20 protein-coding genes and 1 tRNA gene are annotated in these 24,142 nt (G+C 47.9%); 12 read left to right on the plus strand and 9 right to left on the minus strand.

The features are described 5' to 3' along the window. Positions 1 to 31: 31 nt before the first annotated feature. The 3 genes from JS578_08880 to JS578_08890 form a co-directional block, all read right to left on the minus strand. Positions 32 to 1,033 (minus strand): DHH family phosphoesterase, encoded by a 1,002-nt coding sequence (locus JS578_08880; GenBank protein ID QRX64975.1) that lies wholly within the window; start codon positions 1,031 to 1,033, stop codon positions 32 to 34. 93 nt (positions 1,034 to 1,126) lie between these two features. Next, positions 1,127 to 3,091, minus strand: a complete 1,965-nt coding sequence (locus JS578_08885; GenBank protein ID QRX62999.1) for a ComEC/Rec2 family competence protein — start codon at positions 3,089 to 3,091, stop codon at positions 1,127 to 1,129. Between the two features lie 88 nt (positions 3,092 to 3,179). Further along, positions 3,180 to 3,830 (minus strand): ribulose-phosphate 3-epimerase, encoded by a 651-nt coding sequence (locus JS578_08890; protein ID QRX63000.1) that lies wholly within the window; start codon positions 3,828 to 3,830, stop codon positions 3,180 to 3,182. A 388-nt stretch (positions 3,831 to 4,218) separates the two neighbouring features. Here JS578_08890 and JS578_08895 point away from each other — a divergent pair, with 388 nt between their 5' ends. The 7 genes from JS578_08895 to JS578_08925 all read left to right on the plus strand — a co-directional run bounded on the left by JS578_08895 (position 4,219) and on the right by JS578_08925 (position 12,153). Then, entirely contained in the window at positions 4,219 to 5,331 is a 1,113-nt protein-coding gene (locus JS578_08895) for an AhpC/TSA family protein (GenBank protein QRX63001.1), read from the plus strand. A 103-nt stretch (positions 5,332 to 5,434) separates the two neighbouring features. Next, a complete protein-coding gene (locus JS578_08900) occupies positions 5,435 to 6,526 on the plus strand; it encodes an N-acetylmuramoyl-L-alanine amidase (GenBank protein ID QRX64976.1) in 1,092 nt (363 codons plus the stop codon). An 8-nt stretch (positions 6,527 to 6,534) separates the two neighbouring features. After that, entirely contained in the window at positions 6,535 to 7,425 is an 891-nt protein-coding gene (locus JS578_08905) for a hypothetical protein (protein QRX63002.1), read from the plus strand. Positions 7,426 to 7,797: 372 nt separating this feature from the next. Beyond that, positions 7,798 to 9,201 (plus strand): chromosomal replication initiator protein DnaA, encoded by a 1,404-nt coding sequence (gene dnaA / locus JS578_08910; GenBank protein ID QRX63003.1) that lies wholly within the window; start codon positions 7,798 to 7,800, stop codon positions 9,199 to 9,201. Between the two features lie 136 nt (positions 9,202 to 9,337). Then, positions 9,338 to 10,255: an endonuclease gene (locus JS578_08915; GenBank protein QRX63004.1), complete on the plus strand. Its 918-nt coding sequence runs from the start codon at positions 9,338 to 9,340 to the stop codon at positions 10,253 to 10,255. 3 nt (positions 10,256 to 10,258) lie between these two features. Beyond that, positions 10,259 to 11,530 (plus strand): metallophosphoesterase, encoded by a 1,272-nt coding sequence (locus JS578_08920; protein QRX63005.1) that lies wholly within the window; start codon positions 10,259 to 10,261, stop codon positions 11,528 to 11,530. Positions 11,531 to 11,568: 38 nt separating this feature from the next. After that, positions 11,569 to 12,153 (plus strand): ribonuclease HII, encoded by a 585-nt coding sequence (locus JS578_08925; protein ID QRX63006.1) that lies wholly within the window; start codon positions 11,569 to 11,571, stop codon positions 12,151 to 12,153. A gap of 23 nt (positions 12,154 to 12,176) precedes the next feature. Here the strand turns inward: JS578_08925 and JS578_08930 are convergent, their stop codons facing one another. Next, the gene (locus JS578_08930) at positions 12,177 to 14,300 is read right to left on the minus strand and encodes an RNA-binding transcriptional accessory protein (protein ID QRX63007.1); all 2,124 of its coding nucleotides are present in this window, start codon (positions 14,298 to 14,300) and stop codon (positions 12,177 to 12,179) included. Positions 14,301 to 14,383: 83 nt separating this feature from the next. Here JS578_08930 and radA point away from each other — a divergent pair, with 83 nt between their 5' ends. Beyond that, positions 14,384 to 15,751, plus strand: coding sequence for a DNA repair protein RadA (gene radA / locus JS578_08935; protein QRX63008.1), 1,368 nt, complete (start codon positions 14,384 to 14,386; stop codon positions 15,749 to 15,751). Positions 15,752 to 15,849: 98 nt separating this feature from the next. After that, positions 15,850 to 15,920: transfer RNA gene (locus JS578_08940), tRNA-Cys, on the plus strand. Positions 15,921 to 16,011: 91 nt separating this feature from the next. On the opposite strand, the gene JS578_08945 is transcribed toward JS578_08940, so the two are convergent. Beyond that, the gene (locus JS578_08945; protein ID QRX63009.1) at positions 16,012 to 16,329 is read right to left on the minus strand and encodes a hypothetical protein; all 318 of its coding nucleotides are present in this window, start codon (positions 16,327 to 16,329) and stop codon (positions 16,012 to 16,014) included. Between the two features lie 193 nt (positions 16,330 to 16,522). On the opposite strand from JS578_08945, the gene JS578_08950 reads away from it, so the two are divergent. Genes JS578_08950 through pgeF form a run of 3 tightly spaced genes read left to right on the plus strand, consistent with a single transcriptional unit; the run spans position 16,523 to position 19,076 of the window. Then, positions 16,523 to 17,098, plus strand: a complete 576-nt coding sequence (locus tag JS578_08950) for an adenylate kinase (GenBank protein ID QRX63010.1) — start codon at positions 16,523 to 16,525, stop codon at positions 17,096 to 17,098. Beyond that, complete coding sequence (gene obgE / locus JS578_08955; protein ID QRX63011.1) at positions 17,098 to 18,249, plus strand: GTPase ObgE; 1,152 nt, start codon at positions 17,098 to 17,100, stop codon at positions 18,247 to 18,249. Before JS578_08950 ends, obgE begins: the two co-directional genes overlap by 1 nt. Positions 18,250 to 18,257: 8 nt before the next feature. Then, positions 18,258 to 19,076, plus strand: coding sequence for a peptidoglycan editing factor PgeF (gene pgeF, locus JS578_08960; protein ID QRX63012.1), 819 nt, complete (start codon positions 18,258 to 18,260; stop codon positions 19,074 to 19,076). Between the two features lie 95 nt (positions 19,077 to 19,171). On the opposite strand, the gene JS578_08965 is transcribed toward pgeF, so the two are convergent. The 4 genes from JS578_08965 to JS578_08980 all read right to left on the minus strand — a co-directional run bounded on the left by JS578_08965 (position 19,172) and on the right by JS578_08980 (position 24,083). Beyond that, positions 19,172 to 19,747: a superoxide dismutase gene (locus tag JS578_08965; protein ID QRX63013.1), complete on the minus strand. Its 576-nt coding sequence runs from the start codon at positions 19,745 to 19,747 to the stop codon at positions 19,172 to 19,174. 287 nt (positions 19,748 to 20,034) lie between these two features. Further along, a complete protein-coding gene (gene ftsH, locus JS578_08970) occupies positions 20,035 to 22,149 on the minus strand; it encodes an ATP-dependent zinc metalloprotease FtsH (protein ID QRX63014.1) in 2,115 nt (704 codons plus the stop codon). A gap of 100 nt (positions 22,150 to 22,249) precedes the next feature. Next, positions 22,250 to 22,609, minus strand: a complete 360-nt coding sequence (rsfS, locus tag JS578_08975) for a ribosome silencing factor (GenBank protein ID QRX63015.1) — start codon at positions 22,607 to 22,609, stop codon at positions 22,250 to 22,252. A 205-nt stretch (positions 22,610 to 22,814) separates the two neighbouring features. Continuing rightward, complete coding sequence (locus JS578_08980; protein ID QRX63016.1) at positions 22,815 to 24,083, minus strand: DUF1080 domain-containing protein; 1,269 nt, start codon at positions 24,081 to 24,083, stop codon at positions 22,815 to 22,817. Positions 24,084 to 24,142 lie beyond the last annotated feature (59 nt).

The raw sequence follows: 24,142 nt of genomic DNA on the forward strand, positions 1-24,142 counted from the left end.
GAAATAAACATTATCTATTCTTAAAAATGAATTAATCCTGATTTATCGATTGTTTTAGGAGCTCTTCATACTTTTCGAGTCCTTCAGTAAATCTTTGCAAAGCCATTTCCAGGGAACCGTAAAACTCTCCACCCGATGCATTCAAGTGTCCACCTCCATTGAAAAAGTCTGAGGCAAACTCATTGCAAGGGAATGATTGTTGTGAGCGAAAGGAGAGCTTGATCAGCCCCTCATCCTCACGAATGAAGGTGGAGAAGATGATTCCCCTGATGCTGAGGGGATAGTTTACAAACCCTTCGGTGTCTCCCTTGTTGAACTGAAACTGGGCCTGATCCTCTTTTGAGAGCCAGATCAGTGCCGCATGCAGGTCGGGATATACCTCCATGCGTTTGGAGAGGGTGAACCCTAATAGGCGGAATCGTTCGGCTGAGTAGTTGTGAAACACCTTCGAGTAGATTGCATCTTTATTGATCTCTTTACGCAGAAGCAAACTGATGATCTCGAAAATTTCAGGATCACTGGAGTTGTAGGTGAATCCCCCAGTGTCGGTCATCATGCCGCAATAGATGCATTCCGCCTCTGTTTTCGACATCACTTCATACTTCCCTGCCTGAAACAGGAGTCGGAAAATTAGTTCGCTAGTGGAGGAAATATCAGGGTGGGATGCCACGATGTCGAACCCGTTGCCGGGAAGGAGGTGGTGGTCGATCAGAATCTTCGTTGCCGGTGATGCCTCCAACATGGGAGCCATCAGTCCTATTCGCTTGTGAATGTTGTAGTCGAGTGAGAAAATAAGATCGGCATGAAACAAAATATGCCTGGCTGCTTCTGGATTGTACTCTGCCACGCTGATATCACCAGCACCCTTCATCCATTTCAGGAAGTGGGGGAAAGAGTTGGGTACGATGATCCTGGCCTGTTTTCCCTGCTTCTTCAGGAAATGGTAAAGTGCAAGTGATGATCCAATGGCATCCCCGTCGGGGGAGAGGTGGGTGGTGATCACGATCTGCTCAGCCTCATTGATGGCTTGCATAATCTGATTCACCTTCCCAGGTTCAATCACGTCGGTGAGTGTTTCAGTAAACTTCATTGAGAACGTTTCTTTTGATGATAAGCGGCAAAAGTACTAAAAATTCAGTGAATAGGCTCCATCTTGTCGCACATCATGCACCGGGATACCCCTGTTGCGACAGCTCTCTCTGAATCTCACAGCCGAATAGCTCGACAGTGAGCTGTCGAGCACAATTAGTGAGGGCTGGAAGATACTGTAAAGTTGTTCCACATTGAAACAACAATATTGGGAAAGAATCAGGATATCTACTGGGAAGGTGTTGCTGTTTGTGAAATCGTTGAACGATCCATCGGAGAGACGGATGATTTTCTTGTTGGGGTGAGGCAATACCCCATTATCCGGTATCAGTATGGGGAAGTTATTCTCCTCTACATAAATCGAGATCTCACTGTAAGGTGAGTTGTTGAAAACGACCAGCTGAGGGGAGGGGGGCTGCAAATGATCCAAAAGAGAAAGCAGTTGAAACAAGAGCAGTGATGATAGGGCAAGGATTAGTACACGGGGCCGTTTTTTTTTCATGAAGTGGCTAATCAGAAAAATGAAAATCAGCAGTAGTATAGAAGAAGGCAGTGAAATCTTTAGGCCGGTGAGTTGAGCGAAGGGAAGTGATTCGATGAACTGAACAATGGTTAGCATGAGGTTTGTCAATAATTGAACAAGGCTATGGAGAATCTGAGGTAGCCACTCAAGAAAGTTCGACAGCGTTTTTGGCAACAAGCCGGTCAGCAACAACGGTATCATCGAATAGATGATGCCTCCCAAAAGCGGTACCACAAGGATGTTGGTGATGAAGAACCAGGTTGGAAAGGTGCCGAAATGGTATAACAAGAGTGGAAAGAGGCCTAGTTGAGCCGACAGAGAGAGGGTCATCAGGTTCCAGAGGTATTTTGTTATTTTCTTTTTGGTTATGACCAGTGCCGCAATCCGAGGTTGAAACCATAGAATCGAAAAGACTGCTCCGAAGCTCAATTGAAAACTGATGTCATAGAAGCTGTTTGGTTGAAATATAAGAATCAGGAAAGCGGCTGCGGCCAGTGTGTTTACGGTGAAAGAGCTTTCTTGTCTAAGGCGCCCAATGCAATAAAGTGAAAGCATGATTACGGCCCTAACTACCGATGCTGAGAGTCCTGCTAGGAAAGCATAACCGCAAAGCATCAGGATGATTGTCCATTGGCGGATGTGGAAGCCTATTCCCCTTGTACCAAGTGGTGACAGGAGCAGGGAGAGTATCAGATAGATTATCCCTGTGTGAAGTCCGCTTACTGCCAGCAGGTGAGCTGTGCCGGAGGCTTGGAAAGCCTTCTTGATGTCGTCCGAAAGGTATGCCTTGTAGCCGAGTGTTACTGCTGCTATAAAGGCATAAGTGTCCCCTACAAGCCCAAGAGAACGATAGTAACTGAGAATATTTATCCGGCATCTTTGTGCCAACAGATAAGGAGTATTAATGCTTCTTCCTGTTATACTCCATTCATTGTCAGTAATATAATCTCTGGCGGCAAATCCTTTGTTGCACATATATCCGGCATAGTCCCATTCTCCGGGATTCCCGAAGTTGCGAAATGGTTCCGGTTGTGCACTGATAACAATTTCGTCGCCAGGCAATAGTTTCATCGCACGGTTGCTTTTTTCCAGGTAGAGCATCACTTTCTTTTCCAATGGTGGAGCTGTTCGCACTGGGCATTGTACCGATCGCTCTTTCTCTTCAGGAATATCAAGTAGAACTGCGAGGTATGTTTTGCGATGTTCGGGGAAGGTGAATTTGCTGAATGCTCTCTGTTCACGGCATTGGAGCAGGGTTAAGCCAAAAAGAAAGAGGTAGGTGCCGGCACCGAAGATCCACCTGCATGCAAAGTGATTTAGGTTATGTCGTAAGAATGATAGGAAGAAGAGCAGGGCACCCAATAAAGTCAAAATCACATTCAGCAGTCCGATGTCTGAAAGGAATGGACTGGAAATGATAGCACCGACAACGGGGAGTAGAAGTCGGATAAAGGGCGTTTTACCAATCACTTCGTTCATTTCACGCGCATGGTGAAACCGATCGAAACTTCTCCGCTCTGCGAATAAAAGAGCCGAAGTCGCCTCTTTTAGAATTGTGTATTGTGTCTTAAAGCGCCTTCAGCTGTCGAATGGTCTCTTCAGGATCATCGGAAGAGAAAACGAAGCTGCCGGCCACCAGCACGTTAGCGCCGGCATCAACAAGTCTTCTGCCGGTCTCCAGATTAACACCTCCGTCAACCTGGATCAGTGTGGGAAGGTTTCTTTTTTCAATCATTTCCCTAAGCCTGGCAACCTTTCTAACAGTAGATTCAATGAACTGTTGTCCACCAAATCCGGGGTTTACAGACATCAGGAGTACCATGTCCAACTCCGGTAGAATCTCATCCAACAATGCAATCGGAGTATGGGGGTTCAGTGTAACTGCCGGCTTCATTCCTTTACGGCGAATCTCCTGAACCACCCGGTGCAGGTGATTGCATGCCTCGTAGTGAACATTCATGAAGGAGGCACCGGCTGCCCTAATCTCATCGGTGAATTTTTCAGGACTGACAATCATCAGATGTACATCCAGCTTTTTTTGTGTGACGCTCTTCAATTGATTGATCACCGAAAATCCGAATGAAATATTCGGGACAAAGACACCATCCATGATATCCAGGTGGATCCAGTCTGCCTCACTTCTGTTGAGCATCTCAATATCCCTTTTGAGATGAAGAAAATTGGCCGCCAGTAGGGACGGTGCTACAATCGTACTCATTTGTTTATTTTTTCTGCTTCCAAAGGTAAAGAAAAATCTTTATTTGTGAAAATTGAGGCCTTTTCACTCCTGATTATATTAATCAGGTATTCAATTCAGAATGAACAGTTTCTCGTTTTGAGGTATTCTTTTCTTAGGACAGTAGCATCTTGCATACTGACGAATGATCAGCAGTGATGTTAGGGAAGGGTGCACCTGTTCGCAGGGAGGCTTTTTTGCTGTTTTCTTTTCCTGTGGATTTTTTTTGTTCATCAGCTCTTTGGCTTCTTAAAGGTAAACGTCCGGAGGATACAATTATTGCCATGACCCCAAAAATAACCTTCTTGTAGTAGACAAATCCCACTCTTTTACATATCTTTGCCCACTTAAATCCATAAATACGACAATAATGAGAAAATTATTTTATCTTTTTATATCAGCATTAATTCTGATCTCTTGTCAGAATGCAAATGAGTATACCATCAAAGGTACGGTTGCTAATCCAGGTTTTGAAGGAACAAATGTATATCTGCAGGAGATGACTGACGACGCAATGGTCACAACCGATACAGCAGTGGTGGAGAATGGTCGGTTTAGTTTCACGGGTGCGTCGGATGCTACCCACCTGCGCTTTGTCCTCTTGGATGAGTCGGTTGATCCGCGACAGGAGACCCGTATACCAATTTTATTGGAACCGGGAAAGTTAAAAGTCGCTTTCGACAGCGTGGTGACAGTAAGTGGCTCAACAATCAACGAAGCATATACCGATTTCAGGTCAAAACAACGTGAATTGGGGATGCAGATTCGCGAAGTAGTGGAACGTTACAACAGTGCCCAAGCTAACGGTACAATCACCGGGGAGATGGAAGCCGAGATCAACGCCAGCTACGACAGCATCAGTAACGAAATGACCGATTTGAACTTCAACTTCATCAAAGAGAACATCGGCAACGACTTGGGGCAGTACTCCTTCATGGCTTCTTCTTCGATGTTTGAACCGGAACAACAGCGTGAGATTCTCGATTTAGCGGATGAGTCTTTCAAGTCTAAAGAGAATATTCAGCGTGTGGTAAAACGGTTAGAGAACCTGGAGAATGTAGCTATTGGAAAGAAATTTGTTGATTTCACACTGAACGATCCCAATGGCAATGAGGTATCGCTGTCACAATATGCAGGTCAGGGCAAGTATGTACTTGTCGATTTCTGGGCTGCCTGGTGTGGTCCCTGCCGTCAGGAGATGCCCAATGTGGCTGCAGCTTATGAAAAGTATAAATCGAAAGGATTTGAAGTGGTTGGTGTTTCTTTCGACAGAAATCGCGACGAGTGGCTTGAGGGAATCAACCAGATGGAAATGGGTTGGCCGCAGATGTCAGACCTGATGTATTGGGATAGTCCGATAGTGGACCTTTATGCCATTCAGGGTATTCCCCACACCATCCTGCTAGACAAGGAAGGCATTATCATTGAGAAAAACCTGAGAGGTGAAGCATTGGATGCAAAACTGGAAGAGTTGATGCCATAACCTGACCGAACAGATAAACATAAGAATGGAGCTACCCCAGGTGAGCTCCATTTTTTGTTTCAATAAAATTATTTCCTATTTTTGTGGAAAAGATATGCAGATGATGCCACGCAATCAGTTTTTGGTATTTCTATTATTGGGTTTTTTGCTAGCCCTTTATCCTGGTACCATTTCATTCGCACAAAATAGACCATTTACGGTGGTTATTGATCCCGGTCATGGGGGTAAGGACCCGGGAGCTGTCGGCGCCACCTCCCGTGAAAAAGATATAGTTCTCTCTGTTGCTCTAAAACTTGGTACACTCATCGAGAAGCACCACAAGAATGTGAAGGTGCTTTATACGCGTGACAGCGACCGGTTTGTGGAACTGAATAAACGAGCCGAGATTGCCAATAAAGCACATGCCGACCTCTTCATCTCGCTTCATTGCAATGCATTGGATCGGAAACGTACCTCACCACAAGGTGTCGAGACATTCGTGCTGGGTTTGCATCGCAGCAAGGATAACCTCGATGTTGCTAAGGCTGAGAACGCAGTGATCATGTATGAAGAAGATTATTCTCTCAAGTATGAAGGCTTTAATCCCAACGAACCTGAATCATACATCATTTTTGAGTTCATGGCCAACACGTTTCTCTCACAAAGTGTGTACCTGGCTTCCATTGTGCAAAACCAGCTGGTGACAAGTGCAAAAAGAGTAAACCGTAATGTGAGACAAGCTGGTTTTCTGGTGCTGCGTGAGGTTGCAATGCCCAGTATCCTGGTAGAGCTGGGATATATCAGCAACCCCCATGATGAAAAATACCTAAAGAGCATTAATGGGCAGAATGCACTGGCCAGTGCGATCTATAATGGTTTCAAGGAGTATAAGCGAGAGCATGATAAGAAGAGTTTTGTTTTTAATGGCAATTCATCTTCTCGGGAGGAGGATGGCTTAGCTTCCACCGCTTCTATTTCAACAGTAGAAAGTGAATACAGGATCCAGTTTCTCACCTCATCGCGCAAGTATGAGAAGGGAGCAAAAGTTTTCAAAGGATTGGATCCTGTTGAATATTATGTTGACGGGGGGTTGTATAAATACACCTACGGCAACACATACAATCAGTCAGAGATCACCCGAACCCTGCGAGAGGTGCGCCGCAAGTTCAAGGACGCATTTGTCATCGAGCTTGTGGAGGGAAAACGTGTGAAATAATCAATCAGATGAAGAAAACTTCCAGAAATGCGCTTATTGGTCTGGCATTTCTCGCCAGCCTGTTCATGATCTATTTCGGCATTCATTTCCTGAAAGGAATTAATGTGATGAAACAACAAAAGCAATATTTCGCACTCTTCGATGATGTTACCAGCCTGCTGCTCTCTTCTCCAGTTTACGTGAAGGGATACCAAGTGGGATTAATAAGCAGCATTACAATGGCCGAAACGGATCCGATGCGATTCGCAGTGGCCCTGAGTCTTACAGAGGAGTTTCCTATATCGGACGACAGTTACCTGGAGTACGGTACCGATCTTTTCGGTGCCTCTATGGCAACGCTGGTACTTGGTCGTTCGTCGGTGCTGCTACAACCTGGTGATACAATCAATGGCAGAAAAGTGACCGGTTTGATGGATGGCGCCGCTAATTTAATGCCTCGGGCCGACTCAATCTTCCTGCGTATTGACTCGCTGCTGCTATCACTGCAACGACTTACCGCCCATCCCTCTTGGGAGGAGTCCATTAACGGAATTGGTCAAACAGTGAATCAGCTGAATCAGACCAGTGTTAGTCTGAACAGGATGATGGCTGCCATCGAAAAAGATTTACCCCAGATCAGCAGCAATCTGCATGCTGTCACAGACGATTTAAACAAGGTGAGCAGCGATCTGAGTGAGATGGATTTCAAGCGTACCTTCATAGGGATTGATGAAACAGTCAATAACTTGAAAATTCTCTCTGAGAGAATTAACAGTAACGACAATTCATTGGGTCTCCTGATTAACGATACAAAATTGCATGACAGCCTTAATGTGACCATTGATGCAGCCACAAGGCTTCTGGAAGATATTAGGCTGAATCCGGGTCGATATCTTAAGGTGAAAGTGAGTTTGTTTTGATTCAATGGGGTTTCAATTGGGGATCTGTGGAATTGTCTAATTAGAATAAATCTAAATAAGACCTTGCTTGCTTTTCAGTATAAAACACGTTGATTGACTGCACTTACGTAACAAAAAAGAAACATTAAATTGGAGGGGGAGATATTAAGCCGTTTCCTTATATCGACTTGATAATCAAATTGGTCTCCATGTTTTGATTTGTTTAATGCTTTGAAAAACAGATTGATACTTCTATCCTGTTGATAAATAACGTTTTTTTTTTGAAAGTGTGAAAAACAAAAAAAAGTTCATTTTTTTTTCTCGTTTATTTTTCCAAAATTTGTAATCTCTTAGCTGGAACGGCGGGAAAACAAAGATCATTTTAGAAATTCAATGAGTAACGATTGTCAGATTTTGTGGAAAAATTGTTTGGATGTGATTCGGGATAATATCCCCGAACCGGCATTCAATACATGGTTTCTCCCAATTGTTCCACTCAATTACCAGGATCATGTGCTCACAGTTCAGGTACCCAGTCAGTTTTTCTATGAATACCTTGAGGATAAATACCTCGATCTGATTCAACAGACACTTTACCGTGAGATCGGAGAAGGGACCATACTCAATTACCGCATACTTGTGGAGACTGAAAGCAATACTGTCGTGGAATTGCGGGGTGAGAGTAAGTCGTTCGTTACAACCGACAAGAATTTTCGGAAAAAAGTTTCGGAGAAGGTGCCAAGTCCTTTTGACCGGGTTGAAACTACTGAGTTTGACTCACAGATCAACGGTAAGTATCGGTTTGAGAATTTCTTTGAAGGTGAAAGTAACCGACTGGCACGTACAGCAGCTGAGGCGGTTGCAAACAATCCGGCGAAAACTGCTTTTAATCCTTTATTTGTACATGGTCATTCCGGAGTGGGTAAGACGCACCTCTGTCATGCCATCGGTTCAAAGGTGAAGGATCTTTATCCAGAGAAGAAGGTGCTCTATCTCTCGGCACATCTCTTTAAGGTACAGTTTACCGACGCACGACGCTTCAACACCATCAACGATTTCATTAACTTCTACCAAAGCATTGATGTGTTGATCATCGATGACATCCATGAGTTGTCCGGACTGGAAAAAACGCAAAACACCTTCTTCCATATATTCAACCATTTGCATCAGAATAACAAGCAGCTGGTGATGACCTCTGATTGTGCTCCCATGGATATGCAGGGAATGGAAGAGCGGCTGTTGACCCGTTTTCGTTGGGGACTATCCACTAAACTGGAGCGCCCTGACAAGGAGTTGCGTAAAAAGATTCTTCAAAATAAAGTCTTGTCAGACGGCCTTTCAATTCCGGCCAACGTGATTGATTTCATCGCCGAGAATGTAACTGAGAACGTGCGTGACCTCGAAGGAATTGTAGTCTCACTGATGGCCCATTCCATCATCAACAACAGGGAGATTGACATGAGCCTTGCCCGCAGGGTGATGGAACAAAGCATCCGGTTTGAACGGAAAAGGATCACAGTAGAGCGGATTCAGGATACCGTTTCTCAGTTTTTTAACATTAAGAAAGAGCTGATACAATCTTCCTCACGTAAACGTGAGATTGTACAAGCCCGTCAGGTTACCATGTACTTCATCAAGAAGCACACCGAGTTGTCGCTTTCCCAGATTGGTATTCAAGTAGGAAACCGCAATCATGCAACAGTATTGCATGCATGCAACACGGTAAAAAACTTTTACGACGTGGACAAGGGTTTTCGCTCCGATATCGAAGAGATTGAACGAATCCTCAACGCCTGATTTCCTCCTTCAAATCCCCTTTTTTCAGTTCCTCCCCCTTTTTATTTCATTTCATTCTCAGTTAAAGAGAGTTTTTTTTATATTTGCCTTTTCTATCGGGCGCTCTTAGCTCCCCAATACCGAAACATCATAAGCAATGATCATTTTCCGATATTTCATTTCGCTGTTTATTCTGTCGGTTGTGACATTTCCTCTTGTTGCACAAATCCCTCACGGATACTATAACCGGGCAGAAGGGAAGAGTGGAGCTGCATTGAAGAGTGCTCTTTGTTCGCTTGTTGGTGACCCCATGGTGCTTTCATACCGAGAGTTATGGGACGCTTTTGAGTCTACGGATGCCTTCAGGAATGCTAAGGTGTGGGACATCTATTCCCATGACCCTGGTGTTGGAGGAGCTTATAACTATGACTTCATACAGCATCGTTGTGGAACTTCCCGAAAGGAGGGAGATTGCTACAACCGGGAGCATCTCTTCCCCAGGAGCTGGTTTCGAGGAACAGATGCCCTTGAGTCAGACCTTTTTCACATCTATCCTACCGATGGATACGTAAACAATCGTCGTGGAAACCTCCCCTTCGGTGAGGTTGGTATCATCAACTGGGAGTCAACCAACGGTTCGAAAGTGGGACAAAATACTTTTGGCGGTTATACCCGTACGGTCTTTGAACCCATTGATGAATACAAGGGTGATGTGGCACGCAGCTATTTCTATGTGGTGACAGCCTATGAGGATGAGTTATACAGGTGGAACTCAGACCAGACCTCGAGAGACCGCTATCCCGGTTTCAGTAAATGGTCGCTTGAGTTGTTGCTGAAATGGCACCGGGAAGATCCCGTAAGCCTAAAGGAGGTTCGTCGCAACGAAGCGGTTTACAAGTTGCAACAGAATCGAAATCCCTATATCGATTATCCGCAACTGGCCGAACATGTGTGGGGAGATACCGACAATGAGCCTTTTTATTCTGAAACCATAGCCGACAGCTTCCGTGAGATTGAACAGAGTCCTTTTGAACGATGGCTGGAGAAAATAATGGGTTTTATGATGACCAGATAGCCAATGAGAAAACTGCAACTTTCGTTACTTTTCCTAACGGTGATTATCACCGGTTGCAACGCTGTATCAGCTGACTCCCTGAAGATCGCATTGCTAAGCGATATCCATTTCTTATCTCCGAAGCTATACGACAGTGGTCAAGCACTTAAGACATACGAGCAGGTTTCCGGCAGGCAATTTGATGATCAGCAGATGGTGCTTGAGCAGGTGTGGAGTAATTTGCACCAGGAGAAACCCGATCTCCTCCTGATCTCAGGTGATCTCACCCATCACGGGGAGCGACAGAGCCACCATGATCTCGTTGCGGATCTCCATTCCTTCGAAAAGGAGGGTGTTCGTGTACTTGTAGTGCCCGGAAATCATGACATCAACATCCCCAATGCCGTTGCTTACAGGGGTGACAAAAAGCTGCCGGTAGAGAGCGTTACTAAAGATGAATTTGTTGCACTATACGAGTCGTTCGGATATGGTGAAGCGCTTCACAGGGATTCGGCTTCACTCAGTTATGTTGCCGCACTGGATCCTCAGCACTGGTTGCTTTGTTTCGATAGCAATCGTTATGAAGAACATACTACAGGATCAATTACCGCTGGCCGCATCAAAGAGCAAACCCGTGAGTGGGCGCTTTCGGTGCTTCGAGAGGCTGAGGAAAAAGGAATCACTGTGCTGGGCATGATGCACCATGGACTGGTGGAACATATGCCCTACCAGTCGGCATTCTTTCCCGGTTACCTTGTGGAGGAGTGGGAACTTCATGCGGCATGGTTGGCTGAGGCGAAGATGCCTTTTATCTTTACGGGGCATTTTCACGCGAACGACGTCACCCGTTTTGAAGCTTCCTCGGGTCACAGCATTTTCGATCTGGAGACTGCCAGCCTGGCGCAATATCCTTATGCCTGGCGAATGATGACTCTCAAGGAGAGCAGCCTCACGGTGGAGAGTCGTTTTGTTAAACAGGTAGACGGCAACAGCAATTTGGAGGAGGACGCCTTCAAGCGATTGGAGATGCTGACCCGGCGAGTGGCAGAGCAGCGACTGAGAGGAGTGGGTATTCCGTTGCCGGAGGAATTAATGCCATTGCTCACCGACCTGATAGTGAAGCTCAACATGATGCATGTGAAAGGCGATGAGAAGGCTGATCCTGAGATGCAGCTTGCACTTCGTTTGTTTGCCTCATACCTGGGGAATGAGATTGAAACGAAAGATTTTTCATTCGACTTTCCTCCGGAGGATAACAGCCTTGTTATCAGCTGGGGAAAGGAGAACGGAGAATGACGCAGCGTTTGAAAAAGTGTACCGGTTTGTTATCCTGCATGCATGAAGGCATTCTGGAAGCGGGATGTGATGAGGCAGGCAGGGGGTGTCTTGCCGGACCGGTCTTTGCTGCCGCTGTCATTCTGCCGCCTGACTTCAGGTGCGACATGCTGAACGACTCCAAGCAGCTCACCGAGAGGCAACGTGAACAGTTGCGAGTTGTGATTGAACAGGAGGCGCTCTTTTATGCCGTTGCATCCTGTACACCGGAAGAGATTGACCGACTCAATATTTTGAGAGCCTCCATAGAGTCGATGCATCGTTCACTAAGCTTGCTCTCCAACAAGCCGCAGCATATACTGGTGGATGGTAATCGCTTCCTGCCGTATGAGGGGATACCTTACAGCTGTGTCATCAAAGGTGACGCGAAATATCTGTCGATTGCTGCGGCATCGGTGCTCGCAAAGACCTGGCGCGATGATCACATGCGTGATCTGGACAAACAATACCCTCAGTTTGGTTGGAGCCGCAACAAGGGCTATCCTACACAGGAGCACCGCGAGGCGATTCGAGTGCACGGCATAACACCCCATCACCGCAAGAGTTTTGCCCTGCTAAAGAGGCAACTTGAATTCAACTTCTAAACCAAATCTGTCAGGATAATGGTTCAGACTCCTTTCATTGATAGCTGAATTCGTTTTCTCTCCTTGTTCACAGAAAGCACTTTCACTTTCACATGTTGGTGGAGTGACACCACCTCCGATACATTGGAGACAAACCGATTAGCCAGTTCCGAGATGTGAACAAGTCCGTTTTCCTTGATGCCGATATCCACAAAGCAACCAAACTGGGTGAGGTTGGTCACGATACCAGGAAGGATCATCCCCTCCTGCAGATCGTCTAACAGCCGGATAGAAGGGTCAAATTCAAGTGTCTGAACCGTTGATCGGGGGTCGAGCCCCGGCTTTTGTAGCTCTTGCAGGATGTCAACCAATGTTTCATCACCAACAGTTTCATTCTTGTATCTTTCCTTATCGATGGCGGTGATGCGTTCTATGTTGCCGATTAACTCCCTCACACTGCATTTAAGGTCTTTCGCCATCTGCTCAACGATGGGGTAACTCTCGGGATGGACTGCGGAATTGTCTAGTGGATTCTCTGCTTCAGTTATCCGTAGAAAGCCGGCGCATTGCTCGAACGCTTTCTCCCCCAGTCGTGGAACCTTCTTCAGTTCCAGGCGAGAGCGGAAAGGACCGTTTGTGGAACGCCACTCCACAATGTTGTTAGCAAGCGATTCACCCAACCCTGAGACGTAGATGAGCAGGTGCCTGCTGGCAGTGTTCAGGTTCACTCCCACCAGGTTGACGCAACTCTCCACCGTCAGGTCGAGTGAACGTTTCAGCTTCCCCTGATCTACATCATGCTGGTATTGCCCCACACCGATCGCTTTAGGGTCGATCTTTACCAGTTCCGCCAGCGGATCGCTCAGCCGCCGTCCTATGGAGACGGCTCCCCGGACGGTGACATCGTATTCCGGAAACTCCTCGCGGGCAACCTTCGAGGCGGAGTAGACTGATGCGCCACTCTCGCTTACTACAAACACATTCACCTCTTTCTCGTATCGCAGTCCGGTGATGAAACCCTCTGTTTCACGGCTGGCTGTGCCATTCCCGATGGCGATGGCATCGATACGGTAGGTGGAAACAAGCTTCACCACCTTGTTGCCTGCCTTGCCATACTCCTTCTGTGGTGGATGGGGGTATATGGTCTCATTGTGCAAAAGGTTCCCCTGCTCATCGAGACACACCAACTTGCAACCGGTACGGTAACCCGGGTCGATGGCCAGGATACGCTTTTGTCCCAGTGGAGGTGCGAGCAGCAACTGCCTGAGGTTCTCTGCGAAGACGGTAATGGCCGCCTCATCAGCCTTTTCCCTTGTAAGGTTGGCAAATTCTGTCTCGATGGAGGGTTTCAGCAATCGTTTGTAACCATCCTTCACCGCCTCGATCACATGGTCCGCCGCTTCACTGTTGTTCTTCACGAATACCTTTTCAAGTCGTCGGAAGCAATGTTCATCATCGGGGGAGATTGAGACACGTAAGAATCCCTCTTTTTCACCACGTCGGATGGCCAGCAAACGGTGTGAGGGCAGTCGTGAGATGGGTGCGACGAAGTCGAAATAATCGCTGTACTTCTCACCCTCCTGCTCTTTGCCTTTTACCATTTTCGCGGTGATCATCGCCTCACGTGCGAAGATCTGACGTACTATTTGTCGCGCTTCGGAATCCTCGTTAACCCACTCGGCAATGATGTCACGGGCTCCTTTCAGTGCTTCAGCGGTACTCCCCACGTCATCATTTTTATAACGTTCAGCCTCTTGTTCAACCGGGTGCTGTTGTTGTGACATCAGCCAACTGGCCAATCCTTCCAGCCCCTCCTTGCGGGCTATTTCGGCTCTTGTCTGCCGCTTTGGCTTGTAGGGCAGATAGAGATCTTCCAAAAGGGTGCTGTCGGGGCAATGGCGGATCTCCATTTCCAATTCCGGTGTCAGTTTCTCCTGCTCGCTGATCGATTTCAGGATATACTCCTTCCGCTTATCAAGCTCCTCCAGTTTCTCTTTCATTTCGCCGATCCGGGCGATCTGCACCTCATCGAGGCCACCGGTCATCTCCTTTCGGTAACGGCTGATAAAAGGGATGGTGGCTCCTTCCCCCAGCAGGCGGATGGTATTCTCAACGCTTCTGAGGGGTAACCCGAGCGATTGGGCAATGGATGAATGGTTCTGGGACATAAGTAGATTCTTCGATGACAGTAATGGTTCAAATGCAAATGTAAATATTTTTTCCTAACTTTACCTCACCAAATGCTATCGGTATGGCCAAACTAAAATCAGTCTATTTCTGCAGCCAATGCGGCTACGAATCACCCAAGTGGATGGGCAAATGTCCCTCTTGCGGTGAGTGGTCCACTTTCGTGGAAGAGCTGGTACGCAAGGATGTCACGGCTAAACAGGAGGACACTCGTTCCTTTCAGAGCGTAAGGAGTGAACCTCAGCAGTTGGGGGAGATTCGTGCAGACGAGGAACCACGCATCGACCTCCTTGATGGCGAGTTGAACAGGGTTTTGGGTGGGGGACTTGTTCCTGCATCGGTGGTATTGCTGGGTGGCGAACCGGGGATTGGCAAGTCTACCCTTGTCCTGCAAACCATCCTGAAGCTGAATGGATTGCGCACACTTTATGTCTCCGGAGAGGAGAGTGCCCGGCAGCTTAAACTGCGTGCCGATCGCATTGGGTTGCAGAATGATGACTGCCTGATTGTATGCGAAACGAACCTCGATGAGATCTTTAAACATGTGAAGAGCACTTCTCCCCGATTGCTGGTCGTCGATTCCGTTCAAACCATCTACAGTGAGGCACTCGAGTCGGCTCCAGGGAGCATTTCACAGGTGCGGGAGTGTGCGGCAGCCCTGCTCAAGTTCGCCAAGCAGTCTGGAACACCAGTGCTGCTGATTGGCCACATCACCAAGGAAGGAAGCATTGCCGGCCCAAAGATCCTTGAACATATTGTCGATACTGTAATTCAGTTCGAGGGCGATCAACACTATATGTACCGCATCCTGCGGAGCATCAAGAATCGTTTTGGCAGTACCGCCGAGCTGGGAATCTACGAGATGAACCAGTCGGGTCTTCGTGAGGTGAGCAATCCCTCCGAGTTGCTGTTGACGCAAAATCATGAGGGGTTAAGTGGTGTCTCCATTGCGGCCGCCATCGAGGGGATTCGTCCTTTTTTAATTGAGACACAAGCACTGGTGAGTACTGCTGCCTACGGAACACCGCAGCGCTCCGCCACCGGTTTTGATATCAGACGAATGAACATGTTGCTGGCAGTACTGGAGAAACGTGCAGGTTTCAGGCTGGCACAGAAGGATGTCTTTCTCAATATTGCCGGAGGGTTGCGTGTGAACGATCCCGGGATGGATCTCTCGGTGATTAGTGCCATCCTCTCTTCCAGCCTCGATATGAGTGTGGAGAGCAACACGGCACTTTGTGGTGAAGTGGGTCTGTCCGGTGAGATACGGCCGGTGAATCGCATTGAACAACGCATCCAGGAGGCAGAAAAACTGGGCTTTTCCCGCATCCTGATACCGGCCAATAATCTGAAAGGGTACACCAAAAAGGTGAAAATTGAGATGATTCAGGTGAAGAAGGTGAGCGATGCCTTTCGTATTCTTTTTTCCTGATACCGCCTGCCTGTTTCAACCTCTGCCAGAGAAAAAGGAGTAAACCATTTTGTATGTAGGAAAAAAATATTACCTTTGCATCCGCTTTGTGCGAGAATGGTACCTTGGCCGAGTGGTTAGGCGCCGGTCTGCAAAACCGTTTACGGCGGTTCGAATCCGCCAGGTACCTCACAGCAAAAAAACTCCAAAACCTGAGAAGGTTATGGAGTTTTTTTTTATTTGAATAATTTCATGAATATGCCCAGTCCGCAAATTGACTGTCAGTTTTCCTGTGGGGGTTCTTTTCTAAAGGCATCCGCAACCTTCCCGTAGTTCTCCTTCCATGCTTCCGCAACAGATGCAAAGAAGTTTCCGGCACTCTCCTTCACTACATCCCATTTGCCGTCTGCCATCATGTCATACTCATCCAGTTTTGCTGAAAGGCTGTCGCGTAGCTCTCTCAGTTTCTCCAGTTGTTCCTTGTATTCCTCCTTTGCATCATCTGCAATCTCGCCTGCCCTGGCTTCCAGCCTTGAGATGGTTTCAGCCAGCTCATCAATCACCAGGTGTGTCTTTTGTTTGAATTCCTCTTTTTTCATTGTTCCTTCACATTGTTGTTGTTGGACATTTTATAAATAACATCCAAATCAGTGATTGGTTCAAATGACGATAATAACCTTTTAATGCGTCATTTCAGAAATTAAAAATTGGCAAAGTGGGAATAATGGGATCAAAATGAAAGTGAAACGGATGAAAAAGTGTATCTTTGCAACTTTATTATTGTTGAGAAATATGCTGAATATAGTGATTTTTGGTGCTCCCGGATCGGGAAAGGGAACACAAAGTGAGAAGATAGCCGAACGGTACGGACTGCAACACGTGTCCACCGGTGAGATCTTAAGAGAAGAAATCGCATCATCAACCGAACTGGGTAAACTTGCCGACTCCTATATGTCGAAGGGAGAGCTGGTCCCCGACTGTGTGGTGATTGAGATGCTGGAAGAGTTAATTGCACGCAACAAAGGTGCAAAAGGATTTATCTTTGACGGTTTTCCCCGTACGGTTCCTCAGGGGGAGGCGTTGCATGAGTTACTTCTGCGACACGATGAAACCGTGAATATAGTGGTAAGCCTGGAAGTGGCCGATGAAGAACTGATTGACCGTTTGCTGAAAAGAGGTGCGATCTCCGGCAGGAGCGATGACAATCGCAAGACAATTGAGTCAAGGTTGAGAGTCTATTACCGACAGACCGCCCCCCTGAAGGAGTTTTACCGCAATCAGGATCTGTTGAAAGAGATAACAGGTGTCGGATCGGTCGAATCGATCTTTGAATCGATTGTGAAAGAGATTGAAAGGGTAACATTATAATGGCTGAAACAAATTTTGTAGACTACGTAAAAATTTTCTGTCGATCTGGAAAGGGAGGACGCGGATCCGCCCATTTCAGGCGCGAAAAGTATATTCCCAAAGGTGGTCCCGACGGAGGCGACGGAGGGGATGGTGGAAGCATCATCCTGCGTGGCAATCGCAACTATTGGACTTTGCTTCACCTTCGCTACCAGCGCCATCTCTTTGCCGAACATGGTGAGAATGGCTCCAAGGCGCAACGCTCCGGCAAGAAGGGTGAGAGCCGCGTGATTGAGGTTCCCTGTGGGACCGTAGCCTATGATGCCCACACCGGTGAGTACCTTTGCGACATCACCGATCACGACCAGGAGGTGGTGTTGCTCAAGGGAGGGCGCGGCGGTCAGGGCAACCAACATTTTAAGACAGCAACCAACCAGGCACCCCGCTATGCACAACCGGGTGAACCCTATGAAGAACGTTGGGTTATACTGGAGCTGAAGCTGCTGGCTGATGTGGGACTGGTAGGTTTCCCCAATGCCGGCAAGTCAACCTTGCTCTCCGTGGTCTCGGCAGCCAAGCCTAAGATCGCCAATTATCCCTTCACCACACTGGAGCCCAACCTGGGTATCGTCAGCTATCGCGACACCAAGTCGTTTGTGATGGCTGACATTCCCGGTATCATTGAAGGTGCCAGTGAGGGTAAAGGGCTAGGACTCCGTTTCCTGCGTCACATCGAACGAAACGCACTTCTTCTCTTCGTAATCCCTGCCGATGCCGAAGATATCCGAAAAGAGTATGATATCCTGCTGAACGAGTTGCGGCAATACAACCCCGAACTGATGGACAAGAGACATGTGCTGGCCATCTCCAAGTCCGATATGCTCGACGAGGAGCTGATGCATGAGATTTCTTGCGATCTGCCGGAGATACCCTATGTCTTCATCTCTTCAATCACCGGTTTTGGGATTCCCACCTTGAAAGATATTCTCTGGCGGGAACTTAACACCGATATGACGGTCCCAATGACAGTCACACGTGAGTCACTGGTTCATCGCAACCTGGATCTGTCGCAACTAGGCTTTGAAGAAGATGAAACAATCCCTGACGATGAGTCATCTGTGGATGATGATGTGTGGGGTGGTGACGATGAGCCTTATGATATTGATGAATAAACAGGCAGATGAGGCAGCATCCCCATTATAACAACCTGTTGTTATCTGATCTGTTCGCGGCGGAAGAGAAGGTGATGCATTTCTTCACCACGCGCGTCGGAGGTGTGAGCAGTGGTGCTTTCTCCTCCTTTAACATGGGTAATTTCTCCGATGATGATCCACTGAAGATTAGTGAGAACCGTGAGATCTTATCCAGAATGTTTTGCCTTGCCCCCAACCACTTTATCACTCCTCATCAGACACACGGTACTGGTGTGCTGACCATAGATCAGGATTTTCTCTCTCTCGGCAGGAGTGAAGTGATGGAACGGCTCTACGGAGTGGATGCCACCCTTTCCGCTGAGAAGGGACTCTTTCTCTGTGCCACTACTGCCGATTGTGTTCCCATCCTCCTCTATGATAAGGAAAAAGAGGTGATAGCTGCAATTCACGCCGGTTGGCGGGGCAGTGCGGGCCGCATTGTGGAGAAAACCATCCGTGAGATGGGTGATCGATTTGGATCATCTCCTGCCAATCTGCTTGCTGCCATCGGACCCGCCATCTCAAAGCATCACTATGAGGTGGGGGAGGAGGTGATGAACTCTTTCTCCCTGAATGGTTTTGATTTGAATGACCCGCTATTGTCGACGGCTAATGGAGCCTCGTCACGCTGGCACATCGACCTGAAGGAGATTAACCGGAGGGAGCTACTCCGCTTGGGAGTCCTGCGGGAAAACATTGAAAAGAGTGATCTCTGCACTTATGAACGGGAGGATCTCTTCTTTTCTGCCCGTCGGCAGACTGTTCATTCAGGAAGAATGCTGAGCGGCATCATGATGCTTCCGTAAGTAGTAAAAAAAAGAGAAGGAATCCCGGTGGATTCCTTCTCTCATAGTTTATCACATAGACTGGGCTTAGTTGATGCCAGTCTATTTTTTTTTGATCAGTAACGTGCGCTCACCACATCCCAGTCGATGATGTTCCAAATCTCCTTCAGGTGATCGGCACGACGGTTCTGATAGTCGAGATAATAGGAGTGCTCCCATACGTCGAATCCGAGTACCGGAGTCAGGCCGCTGGTGAGCGGATTACCGGCGTTGCTTTCTTTCAGGATGGAGAGCTTGCCGCCTTCATCCTTGGCCAGCCATACCCATCCGGAACCAAATACCCCCATACCGGCAGCGTTGAACTCCTCTTTAAATTTGTCGAATGAGCCGAACTGCTCATTGATGGCATCTGCCAGTTTTCCGTTCGGTTCACCTCCGCCGTTTTTCTTAAAGGAGGTGAAATAGAGATTGTGGTTGAGTGCCTGGCCTGCGTTGTTGAAGATCGCACCATCGCTCTCCTTCACAATGGTTTCCAGATCTGCGTTCTCGAATTTTGTTCCCACTATCAACTTGTTGAGGTTGTCAATATAGGCCTGGTGGTGCTTGCCATAATGCAGTTCTACGGTTTGTTTACTGATAACCGGCTCCAGGGCATCGGTTGCATAAGGTAATGCTACTTTTTCAAATTTCATATCTACACTGTTTTTAGTTTGTTGATCTTTATTATTTGCGTTTGATTGGTTGCAACTGACCATTGTCAGTGCCATCAGTCCAATTGTAAGATATTGATGAATCGCTTTCATATCTCTGTTCTTTTGTTTGTTTATATAACGAGAAGGAGAAACAATTTGTTCGCCATAGTTTGAAATGATTCCGGATAGCGAGATCACTCGCCTCCATCATAAAAGCCTGAATGTTGTCATTCAGGCTTTTATGATGGAGGCCGACCGGGATCGGTTCTCTCTATCGGGTGTTGAGATTATTTATGGGTCTTGATTTCCGTCTCCTCGGTCTCATCGTTTAACTTCTCCTCATCCTGTTGCTTTAGATTGGAACCATGACCGTCGGTATCAGTGTCAATGAAAACCGAGTCGCTTGAACCTGAAGGACGTGAGGGGATCACCTCTTCTTCCGCCACTTCTGTCTTGCTGTCGAGGATCTCCTGTGAGCGCGATACCCATCTGCGTTTACCAAAAATATGTTCAAGGTCATCCGAATAGATGATCTCTCTCTCCAGCAGAATCTCCGCCAACTGATTGTGGCCTGCGGTATGATCATTCAGAATCTGTTTGGCGCGTTCGTACTGCTGGGCGATCATCGCCTTCACTTCGGTGTCGATTAACTGTGCTGTCTCATCACTGTATGGCTTTGAGAAAGTGTACTCCTGACCTGTAGAGTCGTAATAGCTCAGGTTGGCCAGCTTGTCACTCATACCCATATAGGTGATCATCGCATAAGCCTGTTTGGTGACGCGTTCCAGGTCATTCATTGCTCCGGAGGAGATCTGGCCGATGAATATCTCTTCGGCGGCTCGTCCCCCCAGCAGGGCGCACATCTCATCGAGCATCTGTTCTTTGGTGGTGATCTGACGCTCTTCAGGCAAGTACCAGGCCGCGCCCAGCGCCTTGCCGCGTGGCACTATGGTTACTTTAACCAATGGGTTGGCATGCTCCAGGAACCAACTGAGTGTGGCGTGACCCGCTTCATGAATGGCAATAGATCGCTTCTCATGCTGCGTGATGATCTTGTTCTTCTTTTCCAGACCTCCCACGATGCGGTCAACCGCATCCATGAAATCATTCTTCTGCACGAATTTCTTTTTGCGGCGGGCGGCAATCAATGCTGCCTCATTGCATACATTGGCGATGTCAGCGCCTGAGAAGCCGGGTGTCTGACGAGCCAGGAAATCGATGTTGATCGACTCATCTATTTTGATGGGGCGTAGGTGCACCTTGAAAATCTCCTTCCGATCGTTCAGGTCAGGAAGTTCTACGTATATCTGTCGGTCGAAGCGGCCGGCGCGCATCAACGCTTTATCCAGTACGTCTGCCCGGTTGGTGGCTGCCAGGATGATCACACCGCTGTTGGAGCCGAAGCCGTCCATTTCGGTCAGCAGCTGATTGAGCGTGTTCTCCCGCTCATCGTTCGAGCCGAAGTTGGTGTTCTTGCCACGTGCACGCCCTACGGCATCGATCTCATCAATAAAGACGATACAGGGTGCCTTCTCTTTCGCCTGTCGGAAGAGGTCGCGCACACGTGAGGCTCCCACCCCCACGAACATCTCCACGAAGTCAGATCCGGAGATGGAGAAGAAAGGTACGTTGGCCTCACCGGCCACTGCTTTTGCGAGAAGGGTCTTGCCGGTGCCCGGGGGGCCTACCAACAGCGCTCCCTTGGGGATTTTACCTCCCAGGTTGGTGTAGTTGCCCGGATTTTTGAGGAACTCAACAATCTCCTGCACCTCCTCTTTTGCCTCCGAGAGGCCGGCTACATCTCTGAAGGTCACCTTCTGGCCCGAGTCCTTGTCGAATAGTTGTGCTTTCGACTTGCCAACGTTGAAAACACCTCCGCCGGCACCACCACCGCCACCACCCTGCATGCGGCGCATCATCCAGATCCAGAAGACGATCAGCAGCAGGAATGGAGCGAAAGTGATCAGGATGCCCCACATCTCCGAGGTAGTGTCGAACCGCACATCGATGTCGTAGTTCTGTTCTGTCTTGACAGTCTCGATAAACTCTGCAATGGCATCGGCAGATGCTCCTTCCACCTGGATCACAGGAGTGCGTCCCGCCTTGGCTGCATCCTCTCCAAAGATATGGTTCACCGACTCTTCGCGTACCATCGCCTCGGCTGTACCCTTGTTGCTGAAAACCACGATGCTTTTCACCCGGTTCTCTTTCACATATTGTTGGAATTCAGACCATGTCACCTCCTTCACGGAGGTGTCCTGACCAAAGAACCACATTCCCATTAAGATGGCCAGTGCGATGGCGTAGATCCAATAGGGGTTGATGGGGCTTTTGGGATTGGTGCCACCCATCTTGGGGCGCATCGTAGGTTGCTTATCTTTATTGCTGTTTGTATTGCTCATGTTTGAAATGTTCTATTGCCTTTTGGCTTATACCGGCGTGGTGCATGAAGTTGATTCGCTTCGTCCGGATAAATTGTAACAAATATTCGGTAAATTAGTTTTACAAGAGTGAGGGAATGCGTTCACTCTTTGCATCGTCCCATAGGTTGTCGATGTTGTAGAATGTTCGCAGTTCGGGTAGGAAAATGTGCACAATCACATTGCCATAATCAATGGCAATCCATTCTGCTTGTTGTTGTCCATGGATTCGTATCGGTTTCTCGGTTGTTTTCTTTTGAACCATCTCCTCAACCGAGTTTGCCAGTGCCGATACCTGGGTAGGGGTGTTTCCCTCGCAAATCACAAAGTAATCGCATATAGCTCCGGGGATACCTTTCAATCGTATGGAGCTGATATTTTTACCTTTTTTCTCCTGGATGCCTTCAATAATAGTTTCTACCAGTTCGTTTTTTTCTGTCATTCTGAATGATAAGTCTGTTGTTGTTACAAAGATAGGCTGTTTTTTTGGAAGGGATGCATCCAGGCACAACCTTTCTCTCTTTTAGAATATGTTTTGCAAAAACAATGCCACGATCATCCAGGCTATATCAGCACAAACCCTGTCTCGGGATAAGAAACAGGGTTTGTGATATTGATTCTTTGCGCAGTGTTTATTTTGGAATGAATCAGAGGGTTTGAAGGCTCATGTTGCGCCACCGTACCTTGATGCCACCCCCGTCGTGGATTTGAAGTGCAATCCGTCCCTGTGCCGCACCAATTTTCTCGTCGGTCAGGTCCACCATCTCTTCCCCGTTGAGGTAGGTTTTCACGTTGTCGCCCTTCACCAGGATACGCAGCGTGTTCCATTCACCCTCTTTCAGGATCTCCTCCTTCTCGTCGGGGATCTGTACCAGCCATCCACGGCCGTAAGATTCATAGATGCCGCCGGTATCATTCCCTTTGGGGGCTACCTCTACCTGCCAGCCGTTTACCATGGCTACCGGTTCGATAAATGAACGGATGAAGACACCGGAATTTCCGTCTGCCTCCTGTTTGAATTGAACTGAAAGATCAAAATCATCATAGTAGGCGCGGGTGGCAAGGTAGCCATACTGTTTGTCGGGACCGCTCTCACAAATCAGTTCTCCGTTTTCTACGTACCATTTCTCGGTGCCGTACACCTCCCATCCGGTCAGATCGACGCCGTTAAAGAGAGAGACTTCCTCTTCCCTACGGGGCAGCTCCCTGATCTTGATGTTGCGGAACCAGGCTGCTGAACCGTGGTCTTGCAAGCAGATCACACCCTTGCGGGCAAGACCGTATTCGGGTGCGTTCTCCCATTTGCCGCTCTCTTTGCGGGCAAACCAATCCTCGCTCCAGGCCTCAAATTCTACTACCTTTTCACCGTTAAGCCAGTGTTCCACGTGGCCGTTGTCGAAGAGGATTCTGGAGCTGTTCCACTCTCCTGCCGGTTTGATGATTGTTTTCTCCGGGTCGGTGGTGTGCATGGCATAGTCTGCTGCCGTCTTTTGCCAATCCTCAAGTGGCTCGGGGAAGTTCAGTTCATCGATGAGTTGATACTCCGGCCCGGTAACATAGGGGACCGCAAACTTGGGATTCTCTACCACATGATACAGCACGCCGCTGTTGCCTCCGTCGGCAATTTTCCAATCCCACACCAGTTCAAAGTTTTCGTAAATTTTCTCGGTAACGATGTAGCCATGCTCATCGGCTCCCTCTCCCTTGGCCTGAATCATCCCATCTTCGGCGTACCAGGGCGCCGTCAAATTTTCACCATTGTAATCACGCCATCCGTTCAGGGTTGTTCCATCGAACAGCAGCTCCCACCCCTCGGCAACCTCTTCCTGAGTGAGGCTGTTGTGTTTCGTTGTACTACCGCAGGAGGTGATTGCGGTAGCTGTTGCAATTGCGATCAGAAAATTAAATTTTGACATTTCTCTATTACTTTTAGGTTGACAGATTATCTTTGCAGAAGGATTTCCTTTTTGCAAAG

Source organism: Dysgonomonadaceae bacterium zrk40, assembly GCA_016916535.1.
Taxonomy (GTDB): Bacteria; Bacteroidota; Bacteroidia; order Bacteroidales; family Dysgonomonadaceae; genus Proteiniphilum.

What these genes read in the sequence shown, in the direction of transcription:
- JS578_08880 (QRX64975.1), bottom strand. Translation starts at nt 1,033, where the DNA reads ATGCAAGCCATCAATGAGGCTGAGCAGATCGTGATCACCACCCACCTC.
- JS578_08885 (QRX62999.1), bottom strand. Translation starts at nt 3,091, where the DNA reads ATGAACGAAGTGATTGGTAAAACGCCCTTTATCCGACTTCTACTCCCC.
- JS578_08890 (QRX63000.1), bottom strand. Translation starts at nt 3,830, where the DNA reads ATGAGTACGATTGTAGCACCGTCCCTACTGGCGGCCAATTTTCTTCAT.
- JS578_08895 (QRX63001.1), top strand. Translation starts at nt 4,219, where the DNA reads ATGAGAAAATTATTTTATCTTTTTATATCAGCATTAATTCTGATCTCT.
- JS578_08900 (QRX64976.1), top strand. Translation starts at nt 5,435, where the DNA reads ATGCCACGCAATCAGTTTTTGGTATTTCTATTATTGGGTTTTTTGCTA.
- JS578_08905 (QRX63002.1), top strand. Translation starts at nt 6,535, where the DNA reads ATGAAGAAAACTTCCAGAAATGCGCTTATTGGTCTGGCATTTCTCGCC.
- dnaA (QRX63003.1), top strand. Translation starts at nt 7,798, where the DNA reads ATGAGTAACGATTGTCAGATTTTGTGGAAAAATTGTTTGGATGTGATT.
- JS578_08915 (QRX63004.1), top strand. Translation starts at nt 9,338, where the DNA reads ATGATCATTTTCCGATATTTCATTTCGCTGTTTATTCTGTCGGTTGTG.
- JS578_08920 (QRX63005.1), top strand. Translation starts at nt 10,259, where the DNA reads ATGAGAAAACTGCAACTTTCGTTACTTTTCCTAACGGTGATTATCACC.
- JS578_08925 (QRX63006.1), top strand. Translation starts at nt 11,569, where the DNA reads ATGCATGAAGGCATTCTGGAAGCGGGATGTGATGAGGCAGGCAGGGGG.
- JS578_08930 (QRX63007.1), bottom strand. Translation starts at nt 14,300, where the DNA reads ATGTCCCAGAACCATTCATCCATTGCCCAATCGCTCGGGTTACCCCTC.
- radA (QRX63008.1), top strand. Translation starts at nt 14,384, where the DNA reads ATGGCCAAACTAAAATCAGTCTATTTCTGCAGCCAATGCGGCTACGAA.
- JS578_08945 (QRX63009.1), bottom strand. Translation starts at nt 16,329, where the DNA reads ATGAAAAAAGAGGAATTCAAACAAAAGACACACCTGGTGATTGATGAG.
- JS578_08950 (QRX63010.1), top strand. Translation starts at nt 16,523, where the DNA reads ATGCTGAATATAGTGATTTTTGGTGCTCCCGGATCGGGAAAGGGAACA.
- obgE (QRX63011.1), top strand. Translation starts at nt 17,098, where the DNA reads ATGGCTGAAACAAATTTTGTAGACTACGTAAAAATTTTCTGTCGATCT.
- pgeF (QRX63012.1), top strand. Translation starts at nt 18,258, where the DNA reads ATGAGGCAGCATCCCCATTATAACAACCTGTTGTTATCTGATCTGTTC.
- JS578_08965 (QRX63013.1), bottom strand. Translation starts at nt 19,747, where the DNA reads ATGAAATTTGAAAAAGTAGCATTACCTTATGCAACCGATGCCCTGGAG.
- ftsH (QRX63014.1), bottom strand. Translation starts at nt 22,149, where the DNA reads ATGAGCAATACAAACAGCAATAAAGATAAGCAACCTACGATGCGCCCC.
- rsfS (QRX63015.1), bottom strand. Translation starts at nt 22,609, where the DNA reads ATGACAGAAAAAAACGAACTGGTAGAAACTATTATTGAAGGCATCCAG.
- JS578_08980 (QRX63016.1), bottom strand. Translation starts at nt 24,083, where the DNA reads ATGTCAAAATTTAATTTTCTGATCGCAATTGCAACAGCTACCGCAATC.